This window comes from Gammaproteobacteria bacterium CG11_big_fil_rev_8_21_14_0_20_46_22 (assembly GCA_002796245.1).
Lineage (GTDB): Bacteria > Pseudomonadota > Gammaproteobacteria > UBA12402 > UBA12402 > 1-14-0-20-46-22.
Genome location: PCWT01000049.1, coordinates 1 through 15,505, shown reverse-complemented (window position 1 = coordinate 15,505; position 15,505 = coordinate 1). Strand labels below are relative to the sequence as shown.

At 46.4% G+C, this 15,505-nt stretch carries 13 protein-coding genes and 2 tRNA genes; 9 read left to right on the top strand and 6 right to left on the bottom strand.

Features of this window, described 5'->3' with window-relative positions:
• Positions 1-175: 175 nt before the first annotated feature.
• Entirely contained in the window at positions 176-2,740 is a 2,565-nt protein-coding gene (locus COV52_06550; protein PIR10898.1) for an aminopeptidase N, read from the top strand.
• 108 nt (positions 2,741-2,848) lie between these two features.
• On the opposite strand, the gene COV52_06545 is transcribed toward COV52_06550, so the two are convergent.
• Positions 2,849-3,028: a hypothetical protein gene (locus tag COV52_06545; protein ID PIR10897.1), complete on the bottom strand. Its 180-nt coding sequence runs from the start codon at positions 3,026-3,028 to the stop codon at positions 2,849-2,851.
• Positions 3,029-3,112: 84 nt separating this feature from the next.
• Here COV52_06545 and COV52_06540 point away from each other — a divergent pair, with 84 nt between their 5' ends.
• The 4 genes from COV52_06540 to COV52_06525 all read left to right on the top strand — a co-directional run bounded on the left by COV52_06540 (position 3,113) and on the right by COV52_06525 (position 8,240).
• The gene (locus tag COV52_06540; protein PIR10896.1) at positions 3,113-5,773 is read left to right on the top strand and encodes an alanine--tRNA ligase; all 2,661 of its coding nucleotides are present in this window, start codon (positions 3,113-3,115) and stop codon (positions 5,771-5,773) included.
• 7 nt (positions 5,774-5,780) lie between these two features.
• Positions 5,781-6,986, top strand: a complete 1,206-nt coding sequence (locus COV52_06535; protein ID PIR10895.1) for an aspartate kinase — start codon at positions 5,781-5,783, stop codon at positions 6,984-6,986.
• A gap of 206 nt (positions 6,987-7,192) precedes the next feature.
• Positions 7,193-7,399, top strand: coding sequence for a carbon storage regulator (gene csrA / locus COV52_06530; protein ID PIR10894.1), 207 nt, complete (start codon positions 7,193-7,195; stop codon positions 7,397-7,399).
• Positions 7,400-7,442: 43 nt separating this feature from the next.
• Complete coding sequence (locus COV52_06525; protein ID PIR10893.1) at positions 7,443-8,240, top strand: hypothetical protein; 798 nt, start codon at positions 7,443-7,445, stop codon at positions 8,238-8,240.
• Here COV52_06525 and COV52_06520 read toward each other — a convergent pair.
• A complete protein-coding gene (locus COV52_06520) occupies positions 8,237-8,908 on the bottom strand; it encodes a DUF1275 family protein (protein ID PIR10892.1) in 672 nt (223 codons plus the stop codon). The two genes, COV52_06525 and COV52_06520, sit on opposite strands and share 4 nt — an antisense overlap.
• A 91-nt stretch (positions 8,909-8,999) precedes the next feature.
• Between COV52_06520 and COV52_06515 the strand changes: the two genes are divergently transcribed.
• Entirely contained in the window at positions 9,000-9,461 is a 462-nt protein-coding gene (locus tag COV52_06515; protein PIR10891.1) for a hypothetical protein, read from the top strand.
• On the opposite strand, the gene COV52_06510 is transcribed toward COV52_06515, so the two are convergent.
• Positions 9,388-10,272 (bottom strand): aldolase, encoded by an 885-nt coding sequence (locus COV52_06510; GenBank protein PIR10890.1) that lies wholly within the window; start codon positions 10,270-10,272, stop codon positions 9,388-9,390. The two genes, COV52_06515 and COV52_06510, sit on opposite strands and share 74 nt — an antisense overlap.
• 293 nt (positions 10,273-10,565) lie before the next feature.
• On the opposite strand from COV52_06510, the gene COV52_06505 reads away from it, so the two are divergent.
• On the top strand, positions 10,566-11,648 hold the full coding sequence (locus COV52_06505) for a hypothetical protein (protein PIR10889.1): 1,083 nt from the start codon (positions 10,566-10,568) through the stop codon (positions 11,646-11,648).
• On the opposite strand, the gene COV52_06500 is transcribed toward COV52_06505, so the two are convergent.
• A complete protein-coding gene (locus COV52_06500; GenBank protein PIR10888.1) occupies positions 11,616-11,942 on the bottom strand; it encodes a hypothetical protein in 327 nt (108 codons plus the stop codon). The genes COV52_06505 and COV52_06500 overlap by 33 nt on opposite strands.
• 85 nt (positions 11,943-12,027) lie before the next feature.
• On the opposite strand from COV52_06500, the gene COV52_06495 reads away from it, so the two are divergent.
• Entirely contained in the window at positions 12,028-13,764 is a 1,737-nt protein-coding gene (locus COV52_06495) for a hypothetical protein (protein ID PIR10887.1), read from the top strand.
• A 473-nt stretch (positions 13,765-14,237) separates the two neighbouring features.
• Here the strand turns inward: COV52_06495 and COV52_06490 are convergent.
• A tRNA-Ser gene (locus COV52_06490) sits at positions 14,238-14,330 on the bottom strand.
• 48 nt (positions 14,331-14,378) lie between these two features.
• The gene (locus COV52_06485) at positions 14,379-15,254 is read right to left on the bottom strand and encodes an oxidoreductase (protein PIR10886.1); all 876 of its coding nucleotides are present in this window, start codon (positions 15,252-15,254) and stop codon (positions 14,379-14,381) included.
• An 86-nt stretch (positions 15,255-15,340) separates the two neighbouring features.
• On the opposite strand from COV52_06485, the gene COV52_06480 reads away from it, so the two are divergent.
• Positions 15,341-15,417: transfer RNA gene (locus COV52_06480), tRNA-Arg, on the top strand.
• Positions 15,418-15,505: the final 88 nt, after the last annotated feature.

Genomic DNA, 15,505 nt, shown 5'->3' with positions numbered 1-15,505 from the left:
GGTCGTTAACGGTTTAAATCAACGACTTGGGCTGAACTCTACCATAAAGTGTAGAAAAAATAAACACATTTTGCCGTTTTGAGCTTACTTGGGAATGATGCCCGAATGGATTCTGAGACCCATTTGCGTTACCATCGCCTGCACCATTACACTGAAATAGTAACAAGAAGGTGATATGACTCAAACGACCCCTGTGATTCACTACCGAAACGACTACCAAGCCCCAGAGTTTGCCATTCAATCTGTTGATCTTTGTGTCACCTTGGGCGAGGAGAGTACGCAAGTTGTCTCAACACTACACATAAAAGCGCTGGCCAGCGGACGCACTTTAACCTTAATGGGCGACGAGCTGGATTTGGTCTCTGTTTTTCTCGATGAGCGCGAGCTGGGCTCAGAGGCGTTTGCCGCCACACCCGATCAGCTGCTTATTCTTGATGTTCCGGAAGAATTCACATTAAAAACCACTTGTAATATCAAGCCGCAAAACAATAAAAAATTAATGGGCTTGTACAAATCGGGGGGTAACTTTTGCACTCAATGTGAATCAGAGGGCTTTCGCCGGATCGCGTATTATTTGGATCGGCCCGATGTGTTGTCGGTATTTACGACCACATTGATTGCTGACAAAGCGAAATACCCTGTTTTGCTGGCTAATGGTAATTTGATGGCTCACGGCGATATGGCCGGCGGGCAGCATTTTGCCACTTGGCACGATCCACACCCCAAACCGTCTTACTTGTTTGCGATGGTCGCTGGGGATTTGGGTGTGCTCGAAGATCAGTTCACCACGATGTCGGGTCGCAATGTCACGCTTAAAATTTTTGCCGCGCACGACAAGATTCCACAATGTCATTTTGCCATGAGTGCATTGAAAAAATCCATGCGTTGGGATGAAACAGCGTACGGGCGTGAGTACGATTTAGATATTTTTATGATCGTGGCCGTGAACGATTTCAACTTCGGCGCCATGGAAAATAAGGGCTTAAATATTTTTAATGACCGGTATATTTTGGCAAGCCCTAAAACCGCAACAGACAGTGATTACGCGGCGATTGATGCGGTAGTTGCACACGAATATTTCCATAACTGGAGCGGCAACCGCGTGACTGTACGCGATTGGTTTCAGTTGAGCCTCAAAGAAGGTTTGACGGTGTTTCGTGATCATAGTTATTCGCAAGACGTAGGCTTGCGCGATGTGGTGCGCATTCAAAGCGTTAAAGCTTTGCGCCAACTACAGTTTCCTGAAGATGCTGGTCCTTTGGCGCACCCAATTCGCCCAGACAGTTACATTGAAATGAGTAACTTCTATACGGCAACAGTGTATGAAAAGGGCGCCGAAGTCATTTGCATGTTTAAAACATTGCTGGGTCCTGAGATGTACCGTAAAGCGACCGATCTTTACTTTGATCAGCACGATGGCCAAGCTGTCACCTGCGAAGATTTTGTGGTCGCGATGGAAGAGGCGAGTGGCGAAGACTTAACACAATTTCGTTTATGGTATAGCCAAGCGGGCACGCCAGTGGTTGATGTTAACATCGATTATGATGCTGATGCTCAGCAATTACATTTGGACTTTAAGCAAACGTTGCCAAACACGCCAGGACAAAAAAACAAGCAAGCGATGCTTATTCCGATCACGATGGCCTTGTTGGATAGCGAGGGTCAGAGGATGCTCGATGAAACCGTGTTAAAGCTCACGCAAATAGAGCAACGCTTTAGCTTTGAGGGCATTGCTTCAAAACCCGTGGTTTCCTTGCTGCGAGGTTTTTCTGCACCTATCAAGCTAAATATAGATTTAAGCGATGAAGAGCTTGCGGTGTTGATACAGCATGAAAACGATGGCTTCGTGCGCTTTGAAGCGATGCAAACCTACTTGCGTCGCCATCTATTGCGCTGGATTCAGGGTGATGCGCTTGTCGTGCCTGATCGGATGATCGGTATTTTTGAAGCTTTGATTAATGACAAGCAAAGTAGTCCGGCGCTGATTGCTGAAATGATTAATTTACCTAGCGAGCAAGACTTATCTGATCATCAGGAAACGGTGAATATCAAAGCCACACATCGTGTTAGAACAGCGCTAAAACAAGCGATAGGCCAAGCGCTGAATGAAACCATCTTGTCGCGGTATGCCGATTTATCCACGGATCAAACGTATGCCTATCATGTCGATCAAGTGGCTGCCCGCAGCTTGCGAGGTATTTTATTGAGCTACATTAACGATGTGGCTGTCAGTGAAAACGCATTTACCTCGGCCGATAATATGACGGATCAATATGCGGCTTTAATCACTATGGTTCACCACGACGATCCGAAAGCAGAGGCGGCTATTCAAGCGTTTCATGATCAATGGCAGAAAGAAACCTTGGTTATGGATAAATGGTTAGCCGCACAAGCCATGAGTGAAAAAGCCGATGCCTTGGATCAAGTAAAAGCGTTGATGAATCACCCGGTGTTTAATATTGAAAACCCGAATAAAGTGCGCGCACTGATTTCTACATTTGCTAAATTTAACCCGGTCCATTTTCACACAGAGGCGGGTTATGCCCTGTTGCGTGAGGTGGTGATGAAGGTTGATAGTATTAACCCAATGACCGCAGCGCGCTTAATGGCACCGTTTACACAATGGCAGCGCTATGACGCCGACAAACAAACCATGATGAAAGCCGCACTCGAGGCCATTTTAAAACGTCCGGGTGTGTCTAAAGATGTGTATGAGCTGGCGAGTAAGTCGTTGGCGTAGCCTGTATATGGGTTGAGCGAAGCGATAACCCGGGGGAGCAAACCTGGGTTTTCAATGCTTCGCATTTCAACCCAATATACAGGCTACATTGGGTTCATGAATGCAGGCTTAAAACCCGTCAAGAATATTATCAGAAGCATCGTCGGTAACAGTGTTATCACGCTTTTCGTGTAACTCGCGGTGCTTGATGATTTCACGCTCTTGATTAGGAGTGGGTTCAGGGTGCGCCTGATCAAATTGTTTCAAAAAACGATCGGCTTCGCTGACAAATTTTCGATCTAAGGCCATGGGGCTTGCTCCCGTTGTGTATGCCGGCCACTTTACCACAGCCAAGGCCTTGAATAAAGCGTGAAACCGCTCCTAGAGTTTGTTATGATCGCAGCTTTCTTGACCAACATTGACAGGGTATTTTTCGTGAAACAGCACCTTAGCGCACAAAAGATTAGAGAACAATTTACGGCGTATTTCGAACAATCTGGTCACACCTCCGTGGCGAGCTCATCGCTTATTCCGGCTAACGACCCGACCTTGCTGTTTGTTAATGCAGGGATGGTGCAGTTTAAAGAAGTTTTTTTAGGCCACGAAGCACGGCCCTATACACGTGCCACATCCATCCAACGTTGTGTGCGCGCCGGTGGTAAGCACAACGATTTGGAAAATGTCGGTTTTACCGCGCGCCACCATACCTTCTTCGAAATGCTGGGTAACTTTAGTTTTGGCGATTATTTTAAGCACGATGCCATTCGCCTGGCTTGGGGGTTTCTCACTGAAACGCTGGGCATCCCTGAAGAAAAGCTTTGGGTAACGGTGTATGACAAAGACGATGAAACGGCCGATATTTGGTTGAAAGACATGAAGATCAGCCCTGAGCGTTTTTCACGCTGTGGAGAGAAAGACAATTTTTGGTCCATGGGTGATACCGGCCCTTGTGGTCCTTGCACAGAAATTTTTTATGATCACGGTGAGGATGTGGCTGGTGGCCCGCCAGGTTCACCTGATGAAGATGGCGATCGCTATGTCGAGATTTGGAACTTGGTCTTCATGCAATTTAACCGCGATGAAAAAGGCGAATTAACGCCATTACCAAAACCCTCAGTCGATACGGGTATGGGCCTTGAGCGTATTGCGGCGGTGATGCAGGGTGTGCACACCAACTATGAAACCGATGAGTTTCGTTTATTGATCGCCGATGCAGCCAAGCTTGCAAAGATCGATGACCATAAACAACACTCATTGAAAGTGATCGCAGACCACATTCGCTCGACATCTTTTTTAATTTTAGATGGCGTGCGACCTTCGAACGAAGGGCGGGGTTATGTGCTGCGTCGCATTATTCGCCGTGCCATTCGTCATGGTCATAAACTGGGTATTCGTGAAAACTTCTTCCACAAAATGGTTCAAAGCTTGTGTGATGCGATGGGCAAAGCCTATCCAGAGCTTCTCGAAAAACAAGCGGTTATCGAGCAAACCCTGAAAATTGAAGAGCAACAGTTTGCTGAAACCTTGGACAAAGGTTTGAAGGTGCTGGAGGGCGATTTAAAAGACTTAAAAGCAGGTGGCGCGATTGCCGGCGACGTCGTGTTCAAGTTGTATGACACTTACGGTTTTCCGTTGGATTTAACCAATGATATCGCGCGTGAAAAAGGCTACACGGTGGATGAAAAAGGCTTTGAGGCTTGCATGCAGGCACAGCGTGAGAGATCGCAATCGGCCAGCCACTTTAAAGCCTCGCGTGATCGTTTTGATGTTGATCAAGCTAGTGAATTTGTCGGCTATGACAGCTTAAGCAGTGACAGTCATATCACACATTTATTTAAAGACGGTAAGGCCGTAAAAGCAGCCGTTGCCGGCGATGAAATTGTATTAACCCTTCAAAAAACACCGTTTTATGCTGAATCAGGTGGTCAGGCTGGCGATACCGGTTTTCTCTATGCGGATGAAAAAGCACGCGTGATTCGTGTGCATGATACGCAAAAACAGGGCGAAACTATTTTACATTTTGCGTATATCGAAGCCGGTGAGTTTAAAGCAGGTGACCGTGTGTTGGCTGAAGTGGATCGCCAAAAACGTCAGGCTATGCGTTTAAATCATTCGGCGACGCATTTGCTACACGCCGCTTTGCGAAAAGTGTTGGGCGAGCATGTGGTTCAAAAAGGTTCTTTGGTCACGCACGAACGATTGCGCTTTGACTTTTCACATCATGAGGCGATGAGTCACGAGCAATTGCGTCATGTTGAGCGCGTGGTGAATGATCACATTCGCGCGAATCATCTTATTGAAACTCACGAGACCGATGCACAAAGTGCAAAAGATATGGGCGCGATGGCTTTGTTCGGCGAAAAATATGGCGACCTGGTGCGCGTGTTAAAAATGGGTGAGTTTTCGATTGAGCTTTGTGGTGGTACGCATGCGTCTCGCACAGGTGACATCGGCTTATTTAAAATAGTGTCTGAATCCGGTATTGCCGCCGGTGTGCGCCGCATTGAGGCGTTAACCGGTGTTGAAGCGATTGCTTTACTTGAAACACAAGAAGATGATCTGCGTGAAGCTTCAGAGCTCGTTAAAGCCACGCCTAAAACCTTTGTATCAAAAACGCGTGAGCTTGTTGAGCAACTCAAAGAGGCGGAAAAAACGTTAAAAGCCATAAAAACACAACAAGCCATGCAGGCCGCCGATGCGCTGGTCGATCAAGCGGTGAAAATTGGGCAAGCCAATGTCTTATTGGCAAATGTCGAAGGGGCGGACGCCAATGCTTTGCGTGACATGATGGACAAGTTTAAAGCCAAGCTGAACCCTGCGGTGATTGTATTGGCATCCGTGCCAGCTGAAGGTAAAGTGGCTCTAATTGCCGGCGTGAGCGATGCCTTAACGTCAACGATCAAAGCCGGCGATGTGGTCAAAGAGATTGCGCAAGCCGTTGGCGGTAAAGGCGGTGGCAGACCGGACTTGGCGCAAGCGGGCGGCACACAGCCTGAAAAGCTGGATGAGGCGCTTAAAAACATGTTACCGTGGTTAAAATCACAGCTGAGTTAAACACGCCATGGGCTTAATCGTTAAAAAATTCGGCGGCACCTCGGTTGGCACATTATCTCGTATCGTGCATGTGGCCAAACTGATTATCGAAGCCAAAGCGCAAGGGCATGATATCCTCGTCGTTGTCTCTGCCATGGCAGGCATGACCAACCAGCTCACAGCACTTGCGCACACCATTGCCTCAACACCCAATCTGCGTGAACACGATGCGCTATTGGCTACTGGCGAAATGCAAAGTGCGGCTTTGCTGGCGATTGAATTAAATGCTAAAGGCTGTCCGGCGCAATCATTAACAGCGGCCCAGGTGCGAATACTGGGCAGTAATGAGCACAAGTATGCCCAAATCAAAGCGATTGAAACGAACGCCATCAAGCGCTTGCTGGCTGCAGGCAAGGTACCGGTGGTCACAGGTTTTCAGGCGATTAACGAGTTCAATGATATCGTAACCTTAGATCGTGGTGGTTCGGATGCTACTGCCGTGGCCCTGGCCTATGCCTTAAAGGCTGATGAATGCCAAATTTACACCGACGTGGAGGGGGTCTACACGGCAGACCCGCGTGTGTGTGAGTCGGCCAAGCAGCTCGAGCGGCTAGATTTTGACACCATGCTTCAGATGGCCGATTCTGGCGCTAAAGTTTTGCAGCACTATTCGGTCAAAATTGCCAAAACCTTGAATGTGCCACTGCGCGTGAGGTCAAGCTTTCATCGTTCAGAAGGCACCTTGGTTGATGCCCCGGTTCGCTGCCAGCTCCAGACCAGCCAGGTCAGCGCGGTCAGCCAGCAACGTGGCTTGGTCTTGTTGTCGTTTTCGGCGCAGTCACCGGCACGTGAGCTGCCTGAGATCATTTCGATAATATCCAGAGAAAACATTAAAATACAGCACATTAGTCAGCAATTCTTTAGTCATGGTTTAACTTTAAATCTGGTGATTAAGGCCGATGACTTTGCTCGGGTGACTCCCTTAATGAATGATTTTCTGCACCGCTGGCCACAGATGAAATGTGCGCAGGAGCAGCATCGTGCGGAGGTGGCTATTATTGGGGATGCTTTGGATCATGGTCACTTTTTGGCGCTCCAAGGGGTGATGCGCAAGGCGCTGGTTGTGCCGGATTTGATCATGAGCTCACCGCAAAAAATAGCATTGCTTTTCAATGAAAAAGCCTTAGAATCGGTAGTTGCACTGTTGCACCAGCATTTCATTGAGTCCCCATAGGGCTTGTTTACAAGGAAATGTTGCGATTGCTGGGCCAGGCTTGATCTTCTATTGATACCTCTTTACCCAGTTTGTGTGGCAGCTTGATTTCGAGAGATGCTTTTAAGGTTTCTTTAATAAAAGCTGCGTATAATTTATACCCGTAAGCGGGGCCACCCTGCTTGCATAATGGATATCAAAAAAATCATAACTAGGGAGATTACCTCATGCTCATTTTAACTCGCCGTATCGGAGAAAGCATTGTCATCGGTGACAATGTGACGATTACTGTTTTAGGTGTTAAAGGCAACCAGGTTCGTGTAGGGGTGGACGCGCCTCGTGACGTATCGGTGCACCGCGAAGAAATTTACCAGCGCATTTTAAATGAAACCGCGCCTGAGGAAACCACGGAAACGGGCGACACTCAAGAATAACGTTTGATAAAAGGGGCTTTTAAGCCCCTTTCTTGGATTACTTATGACTCCTTTAGCGATTGCGCAATCTGTGATCAAGGATTTTGAACAAAAGGGTATTCGTTCCGCCCATACACCGTTACTTATCTATTTATGTACTGAGCTTCATGGGTTTGAGACAGCACAGCTTTCTGATGAAGTCGATAGCCGATTCCGCCAACGAAAAAACAGTGGTAAGGGTTTTGCACCAGACTATGTCAGCGGAGTATTCGGTGACAAAACTGTGCAAAATCTAGGTGATGTCACATCACTTGAGAAATCGTTTGGCCAAAAGATAAACCGTCTCTTGAAAGACATTAAGAGAAAATTTGGGTTTCTAAAGCCCACCGGGCCCGATACACTCGAATTGTATCGGTCTTATCCTTGCTGCTTATTTTTTTCTCGTCAACACCCATTCAAGCGGCTTACCACTGCTGAGAGAGTAATGGAGATTGCAAAGCTCACTCTGGTAAATAGGCTAGGTTCTTGCGAAATGCAAGCCTGTCTAGCTTTTCAACAACTGAATAACGACCAAAGAATCAATACATCGCTTGAGCTCATACAGTTTAAGCATGCAGATCACGTGGTATTACTGATCGGCCGAACACAGGGCGATCTGAATGATCCCAAGAGTTGGAATGACGACGCTGCTATTTGTGACCCTTCAACACACAATTGCTATGAGGTTCATCAGCTTGAGAAACAAATGCTTTTTCTGGATTCAATTAAAGTGATTCGCTACCCAAATAATTTGAGCTGTTACTCCATACTAAGTAATCAGCAAGAAAACGGGTGTGAAGCAAAAGTCCAGATGCTTGTTTAATGTTTAATACACTGCCTTTGTTGCTGCAGATATAGCATAGCAGCGTATATCAACAGAGGCAGAAAAAGTGCCCACGCCTGAATGAAAGCGTAGCACAAGGTTCCACTCATTGCCCCAATGAGAAAGCCGCCTATCAGCACACTGTATAGCAAGGCTTTCCAGGGCTCTACAGCATGTCCCTTGATCCACCGACTGATAAGCAGACCTAGGTCTGTTGTGGTACCGGTCATGTGTGTGGTGCGAATCAGCGCAGACCCATAGTGGGTTGTCATCGCGTTTTGCATCCCCATCGCGCCAGCCAGTAAATAGCTTGCAAGGGTGTCGTCGTGCAGGAGCAGAATCATCGCCACAAGCACAAACATAAATTGCAAGGCGAGACTCGCGCTATAGCGCCTATCCAGTGCGTAATGCTCACTTTTAATCAGCATTCCGCTAATGATGCTGCCAAATAAAAAACACAGCACTAATGTGATCAAGTGAGAGAAAAGTGGAAAATGCCCTTGTTGAAATGCGTCACCTGCGAGTGTGAGGTTGCCCGTCACATAGCCTACCGTACTGTGCAAAATGCTGACCAGCGTGACGGAATTGATGTACCCGCCATTAAATGACATGACGAAAGCAGTGGAGTAAACCCACCAAGGCGGCTGTGCGAATGTCGCTCTCATCATCTGAGTCCTTGAGTTAAGAAGCTTAGATCATAGCAGCACATACGCCACTTAAAAAATGTTTTACATTTAGACTTGTTAATACGCATAATATATGACCACACTATTTTACAAGGCCGCTTGCATGAAACGACATTTGCTCAACATGCCCAGTTATGTCGCCATTTGGCTAACGATTGCCGTGTCAACGTTTAGAATTTTTTGCACGCCATGTAAAACCTGGTCCAAGGCTTGCGGTATTTTTCAAGCTGAAACATTGAAAACCCCTGCGTATAACGAGCGAGAACTCAAAACACTGGCGCGTTTTGTCTTTAAACTCAAAAACTATTTCCCTTGGAAAGTGCGCTGCTTAGAGCAAGCCTTAACGGTGCATTATTTACTAAAGAAAAGAGGGTACAATCACACCTTGTATTTTGGCATGTTAAAAGACGATCGCAATCAGTGGCGAGCTCATGCCTGGGTGCGTTGTGGGGATACCTGGGTTATTGGTTATCAACCAGAACAAGATTACACGGTTGTGGGGACCTATGCAGCGATTGTCTCGGAACACGATTAACATTCACACAGCTTGCAAGCTGTAAAAGCTTGTGATGATAGTGTGACATCAGACCCATTTTTTCAATAAAAGGGTAGCGATAAGAGTGCTGTATCAGCGATTTCACTTTCTCCAAGCCTTGAAGCTTTACGCTGTGCTCTACTGTTGGAACAATCTCATTGATTTCAGTAAAGGGCAGGGGCGTTGGCATAAATTGTTCGTCGGTTGGGACAGCAAACTTGGGGTAGTTCTCTTGTAATTGACGCAACGGTGCTGTGTCAACGCCTAATAAGTCGGCGCTTTTTTGCCACAGCTTAAGCTGAGGGTAGCTTGGCATCACGTAAGCCTGCCCATCTTCACTGATCGTAATCAAGCACACATCATCAGCCAGTATTTTTGCGCCCTGAAGGTAATACCAAGAAGCCAGGGTGGATTTTCCTGCGCCTGACTCACCGACAAAAATTTTGCAATGTTTTCCGTCGGTTGATACCGCGTTGCCATGCAAGATAATGCCGCCGCGCTGCTGTAAGAGCGCACCCATGCAGGAGCCCAAAATAAATAAGCGCAGGCTATCTTGACTCACGCTGGGGTGAGGGTGATAGCTGATCGATGCCCCCCGCTGAACCCAAAAGTCAGCCACAGTAGGAACAGACAAGTAAAAAGACTGCGGGCTGTTTTCTTGTTTGATTAGCTTGTCGGTTTTCATCAAGCTGACATCGGGTGGTGTGCCGTCATCGGCTGCATGCGATAACTCAAGAAACGGCAAGTCACTGGCGATGCGCAAACCAAAGGCGCGGTAGTGATAAATCTGTGTATGGGTTTGTTTATTCATGATTCTGCAGTCCTTGCGTCAGTTTTTATTCTACTACAGTTAGCAAAAAAGTTTCAGAAAAATGTTTTAGAGAATTTGTTGACGAAAATTGGGGGTGCTTTATTATCCAAACTTGGAATGGATACTAGGGCATGTCCCTAAGCTCTCAACGGGCGCGAAAAGCAAGATGAGTGAGGGAAAATGAATAAAGGTTTGAGGCGAATATTGGACATATTTAACGAGAAGCTTTGTTCATTTTTGCCATTTAGCTTGTTTTGCAGCCCAGTGACGGGTTTAGGGACACCCCCTAAACTATGCTGAAAAATCATTACGCCATCGAAGAAAATCTGCTCTGGGCGTGCTGCCGAAAAGCTTGCGGCTCCACCAAAGAAGACGCTTTTTTTCAGGATTCCCTGGATCAGCTCGATTACCAAAAGCTATTGTTTCTCGCTCAAGAGCACCGTTTGCTGCTCATTGTGAATCATTATTTTATACGGGTTTATAAACACACGTTAAACGAAGAGACTGTTAGTCAATTTCATGCTGCGTCAAAGAAAATTATATTTGGGCAGCTTCAGCTTTCGGCTGAGTTATGCAAGATACAGCAATCCCTTTTAGACGTCGGTGTCAAACACCTTTTTCTCAAAGGACCTTTGCTCGGCAAGCAATTATTTGGTGATACTCTGTTGCGCTATTCAGGCGATATTGATTTTTTAGTGCCGCCATCCGAGATTGAAAAAGCGCATATCTGCATGACTCAGCTGGGTTATACCACCGATTGTTCGATTAAAACGATGCACAGGTATGCCAAGCGAAAAACCTTGGGTCAAAAAGATACGGTGTACCATCATCCTGGCTCACCGTTTCGTGTCGAGCTGCATTGGCGAACGATGGATCATGTGGCGTATAGCCAGCCTTTTCCATCGCCAGAGGGGCTGTCAACGGTCAATTTTCAGGGGCGTAATTTTTCTGTGTTAAGCGACGAGCTTAATGCACTGTATTTAATGATCCACGCTGCGAGGCACAGCTGGTCGCGTGCGCGATGGCTTTTGGATGTACTTGTGTTCATGAAGACAAAAAATCTCACCCCAGAGCAGCTGCTCGCCGCGGCACACTCCAAGGGCTTATCCCGCTTTGTTAGCGAAGCCTTTTTCTTGGCTTACCATGTGTTTGGCTTGCAAGCTTTTGAAGCCTATGCGCGATTAAATGGCGAGTGGTTTTTGCGAAAACGCGTCGCGTTGAGTCGCTTTAACGAAGGCTCGGTGCCCGTTAGGTATGTATCGAAAGTCGCACAGAAAATACTGTTTTATTTGTCGCCCAATCATCGTATCAAGGTGTGCGTGTATTACCTTTTGCTTTACCCCCTAGATAGGTTTTATAATTTTATCCGGCAATAAACCAAGGCGCTTATTGACAAGCAAGCTGCTTGCTTGACATGATAGCTTGGCGCTGAGAAAGGCAAAGGAAAAAGTAAATTTTATAGACAAAATCAACTTAAAGACTGGCTGGAGCAGCCCTGTTTTGCTGAAAATGCGGCTGATGGAAACCTCTAATGGGGTAGGGCTCGGTGCTGATGCGGGTGGCTTCGATGATCTGCCTTCGTGAATAACCCAGCTCAAATTTATTGGAGAAAAAATGTTGGATACCCTAGATAAGACAAGCAATATGAATACATGGAGCAAACCTAGCATAAAATCTCTATCTGTTGAGAAAACAGCAAATGCTGGCGGTGATGGGGCTGATGGCGCAACACAGCATTCTTAGTTTTTCCTGAACATGACCCGCTTTCTTGCCGCTTATACACATTTAGCACATCGTTTTTCATCCATACATTCCAGTGGGGGTAAGCACACCCATGGGTTTGTCAGTGTATTTGAAAATGATCGAGTCCATGTGATTGCCGACTCTCATTTAATGCAGCCGAAAAATACCCATGATTGTGATGCAAAATGCATTGCAATGCTTTATTTGGATAATTCAGACACTTGTTTTAGCCGCTTAATAGGCGGGTTTGCCTGTCTTATTTGGGATAAGTGCAAACGCACGCTTATGGCTGCGAAAGACTATGTCGGCGAATATTCACTCTATTATGCCGCCGGCTTAAACGGTGAGGTGTATTTTTCGAATAACATTAAGTCATTACGTGAAGTACAGGGGGTGTCAAGCCAGCTTAATCCTGTTTCTATCGCTAAGTTTTTAGCCTTGATCACGCCTGATAAGACGAACACTTTTTTCTCATCCATTAAAAAAGTTCCGTCAGCGACATGCTTACACTTTAAACCCAGTGGCGAAATCGTTACATCAAGCTTTTGGGATCCGGCTAAAATTGCAGCCGATCCTCTAGTGCTTAATCAAACGGTGGATTACTACCAAACTTTCCGTAAGCTTTATCAAGAGGTCATCGCCGATTCTTTACGCGGAAAACAATCGGTGGCAAGCCATTTAAGTGGTGGCTTGGACTCGACTTCTGTCACAAATTTATCCGCAGCGTATTTAGAACCCAGAAACCACACGGTTCATGCTTTAGCTCATGTGCCGAAATACGAAAAAAAGGTCATTGCAAAAAGCAATTGGTCGTACGATGATCGTTTTTACATAGAGGCAGCCGCTCGCTTTAACCCTAATATCAAGCTGCATTATATCGACACAGAAAAGCCCTTGTTTCACTATACGCAAGCGCTACATCCTTTCATGGATCAGCCACCATTAAATCCATCAAACATGCTGTGGATGTTTGATGCGGCGCTGCTCGCGCAATCTTTAGGGCTCAGTTATTTGCTGACCGGTCAAGCGGGTAATAGCACCATTTCATGGCCTATTTATCCAACAAAAAAAACGGGAGAGTTCTCTTTAAAACATAGCGTTCGCGCACTGGCGCGTAAACCGTATCGCTATTATCAGCGTAAACGTTATAGTCCTTGGGCGTCTTTTTCTGCTATCCATCCCGAATTTGTCGCATCGATTGACTTGCTTTCCCATTATGCTGAAGAGGAGGGTAAAAGACACTACAGGCAGCACCGTGACCGAGGTAGCTATTATCGCACTGCTTTTTGTGATTTTGTAACGCCGGTTAATACGGCTATTCGTTGTCTTCACGGTGTTGCGCATATCGATCCCACCTTAGATCGACGTATCGTTGAGTTTTTTTTGCGCGTACCCGACACCATCTTTACAGATCCTACGGGAAGAAGTCGTTTGCTGGTCCGGGAAGGTTTGAAAGGTTTGATGCCCGATTGTGTGCTTGATCGAACTAGCCGAGGTATGCAGTCTGCAAATTGGTATTATTGGTTGGATAATCGAAAAGAGTTTATCATCGATCTTCTGCATCATTGGCGCTCAACGGATATTGCCCACTATATTGACCTCGAAAAATTGATAGTGCTGATGAAAAAATGGTCCTTGACACAAGCTATGCACAGCCAGGGTAGGCGCTACGCCAATATTGAATACGATTATCACCTCAAGCTACTACGCGCGATTGAGGTAGGGCTTTTTATTGAGCCGTATCTTTAAGCTCGTAGCTTTTAAGGGTGCGCTTGCGAGATTGGGCGAGCATGGATATATCATTTATGTCCTCTAACTTTTTCTGAAATTAAGCATTTTGATTTATTAAAGGCCCTTTAACACGGGTTAATTCCTTGCCACTATGATGCAGAACCACAAGTCATTAATGATTATTTACAAGCTTATATTGATATTTATTTAACAGAAGAAATTCGCAATGAAGGTTTAGTAAGGAACCTTAAAGGGTTTGATCAGTTTCTGTGAAGAGCATCCTAGAGCAAAACCAATCGTTGTCATTAATTTTTATTCCTATATACAACAAGGCATCTTAATTTAACACATTTTCTACGGTCTAAACTTGCGGGCGTAAAAAGGGCGTTTTTGAACTCTATATGAAGCGACGCCAGGCAACGCACCAAAGCAAGCAACACAACTAGTCAGTTGATTTTTCAGCCATATTGCTGCCTAGTATTTGTGCATTCTGGCGGAGAAGGAGGGATTCGAACCCTCGATGGAGCTTTTGGCCCCATACTCCCTTAGCAGGGGAGCGCCTTCAGCCACTCGGCCACTTCTCCGCGATTTGAGCCCGCTAGTATAGCGAGATGATCTTCAAAGTCAAAGGCTTATGCCTTTTTGAGCTTCGAGCCTTGAGAGAACACCGAGAAGTCTTTGTGCTTATCGGCCTCTGAAGCTTGAGCCGACAAGAGGTGCTTTTCGGTGACGGCTAAAATATCCGGGCTTACACCTTGATCGAGAAACGCTTTTTGGTAGAGCTTTGCGTCTTTGATGCCGCCTGCAAGGCTAAAGTTCACCTGCTCAAAATCTTCGTTGATAATGCGATCGGCGTATAACAAAAACCCCTTGTGCTGATAAATGCTTTCAAACAACTCGCGCAGATGTGCCTTATCAAGGCCCACAGACTCTGTGAACGCATGCACCTCACCCATGGCTTCAATGGCAGAATAGAGCATGTAGTTTGTGGCTATCTTTAGCACATTTGCCAGAAAAGGCGTTGCCCCAACATGCGTGTATTTTTTGTCCATGGCGCAATAGGCGGCAAAAATAGGCCTTAGGGCCTCATAGTCTTCTCGCGGACCGCCAAACAGCACACCAAGCTCGCCACGCAATGCCGCAGGCGGCACGCCCACGCAACAGGCGGTAACATAATTAAGGCCATGTTCCGAGTACTTTTTGGCCAAGGTTTTGCTGGTGTCGGGCAAAAGAGTCTCTGTTGCAATATAGGTTTTAGCCTGTGTAGCACTGCTGAACAAAGTTTCTGAAAGCTCAATCACGGAAGCATCGTCAAACAAACAGCTCATGATAATGTCGGCTTCTCGAACCGCTTGTTCTACGGTATCCGCCGTCTTGGCGCCGAGTTTAACCAAGGCCTCAGTTTTTCTGGTTGTTCGGTTATACACCGTTAGATCAAAACCGGCCTGAAGCAGCCGAGTCGCAATCGCACTGCCCATATTTCCCAAACCTATCAACGTTATCTTCATGCGAACCTCCTTGTGATTAACCCTTAGAATAACAAAATTAACCTCTTGCGAAACCCAAGAATCTCCGTATAATTCACGGCTTACGCGCGCCCGTAGCTCAGCTGGATAGAGTACCTGGCTACGAACCAGGGGGTCGGAGGTTCGAATCCTTCCGGGCGCGCCAAAGCTCTTAGGTCTGTACCGGAGACATAGGTTACAGATTATACCGGACACATCGGTAACACTTTAGCCCCAAAGGGATTGTCTAAAGG

Coding starts and splice junctions, on each gene's coding strand:
- COV52_06550 (PIR10898.1), top strand. CDS start 176: ATGACTCAAACGACCCCTGTGATTCACTACCGAAACGACTACCAAGCC.
- COV52_06545 (PIR10897.1), bottom strand. CDS start 3,028: ATGGCCTTAGATCGAAAATTTGTCAGCGAAGCCGATCGTTTTTTGAAA.
- COV52_06540 (PIR10896.1), top strand. CDS start 3,113: ATGATCGCAGCTTTCTTGACCAACATTGACAGGGTATTTTTCGTGAAA.
- COV52_06535 (PIR10895.1), top strand. CDS start 5,781: ATGGGCTTAATCGTTAAAAAATTCGGCGGCACCTCGGTTGGCACATTA.
- csrA (PIR10894.1), top strand. CDS start 7,193: ATGCTCATTTTAACTCGCCGTATCGGAGAAAGCATTGTCATCGGTGAC.
- COV52_06525 (PIR10893.1), top strand. CDS start 7,443: ATGACTCCTTTAGCGATTGCGCAATCTGTGATCAAGGATTTTGAACAA.
- COV52_06520 (PIR10892.1), bottom strand. CDS start 8,908: ATGATGAGAGCGACATTCGCACAGCCGCCTTGGTGGGTTTACTCCACT.
- COV52_06515 (PIR10891.1), top strand. CDS start 9,000: ATGACCACACTATTTTACAAGGCCGCTTGCATGAAACGACATTTGCTC.
- COV52_06510 (PIR10890.1), bottom strand. CDS start 10,272: ATGAATAAACAAACCCATACACAGATTTATCACTACCGCGCCTTTGGT.
- COV52_06505 (PIR10889.1), top strand. CDS start 10,566: ATGCTGAAAAATCATTACGCCATCGAAGAAAATCTGCTCTGGGCGTGC.
- COV52_06500 (PIR10888.1), bottom strand. CDS start 11,942: ATGCTAGGTTTGCTCCATGTATTCATATTGCTTGTCTTATCTAGGGTA.
- COV52_06495 (PIR10887.1), top strand. CDS start 12,028: ATGACCCGCTTTCTTGCCGCTTATACACATTTAGCACATCGTTTTTCA.
- COV52_06485 (PIR10886.1), bottom strand. CDS start 15,254: ATGAAGATAACGTTGATAGGTTTGGGAAATATGGGCAGTGCGATTGCG.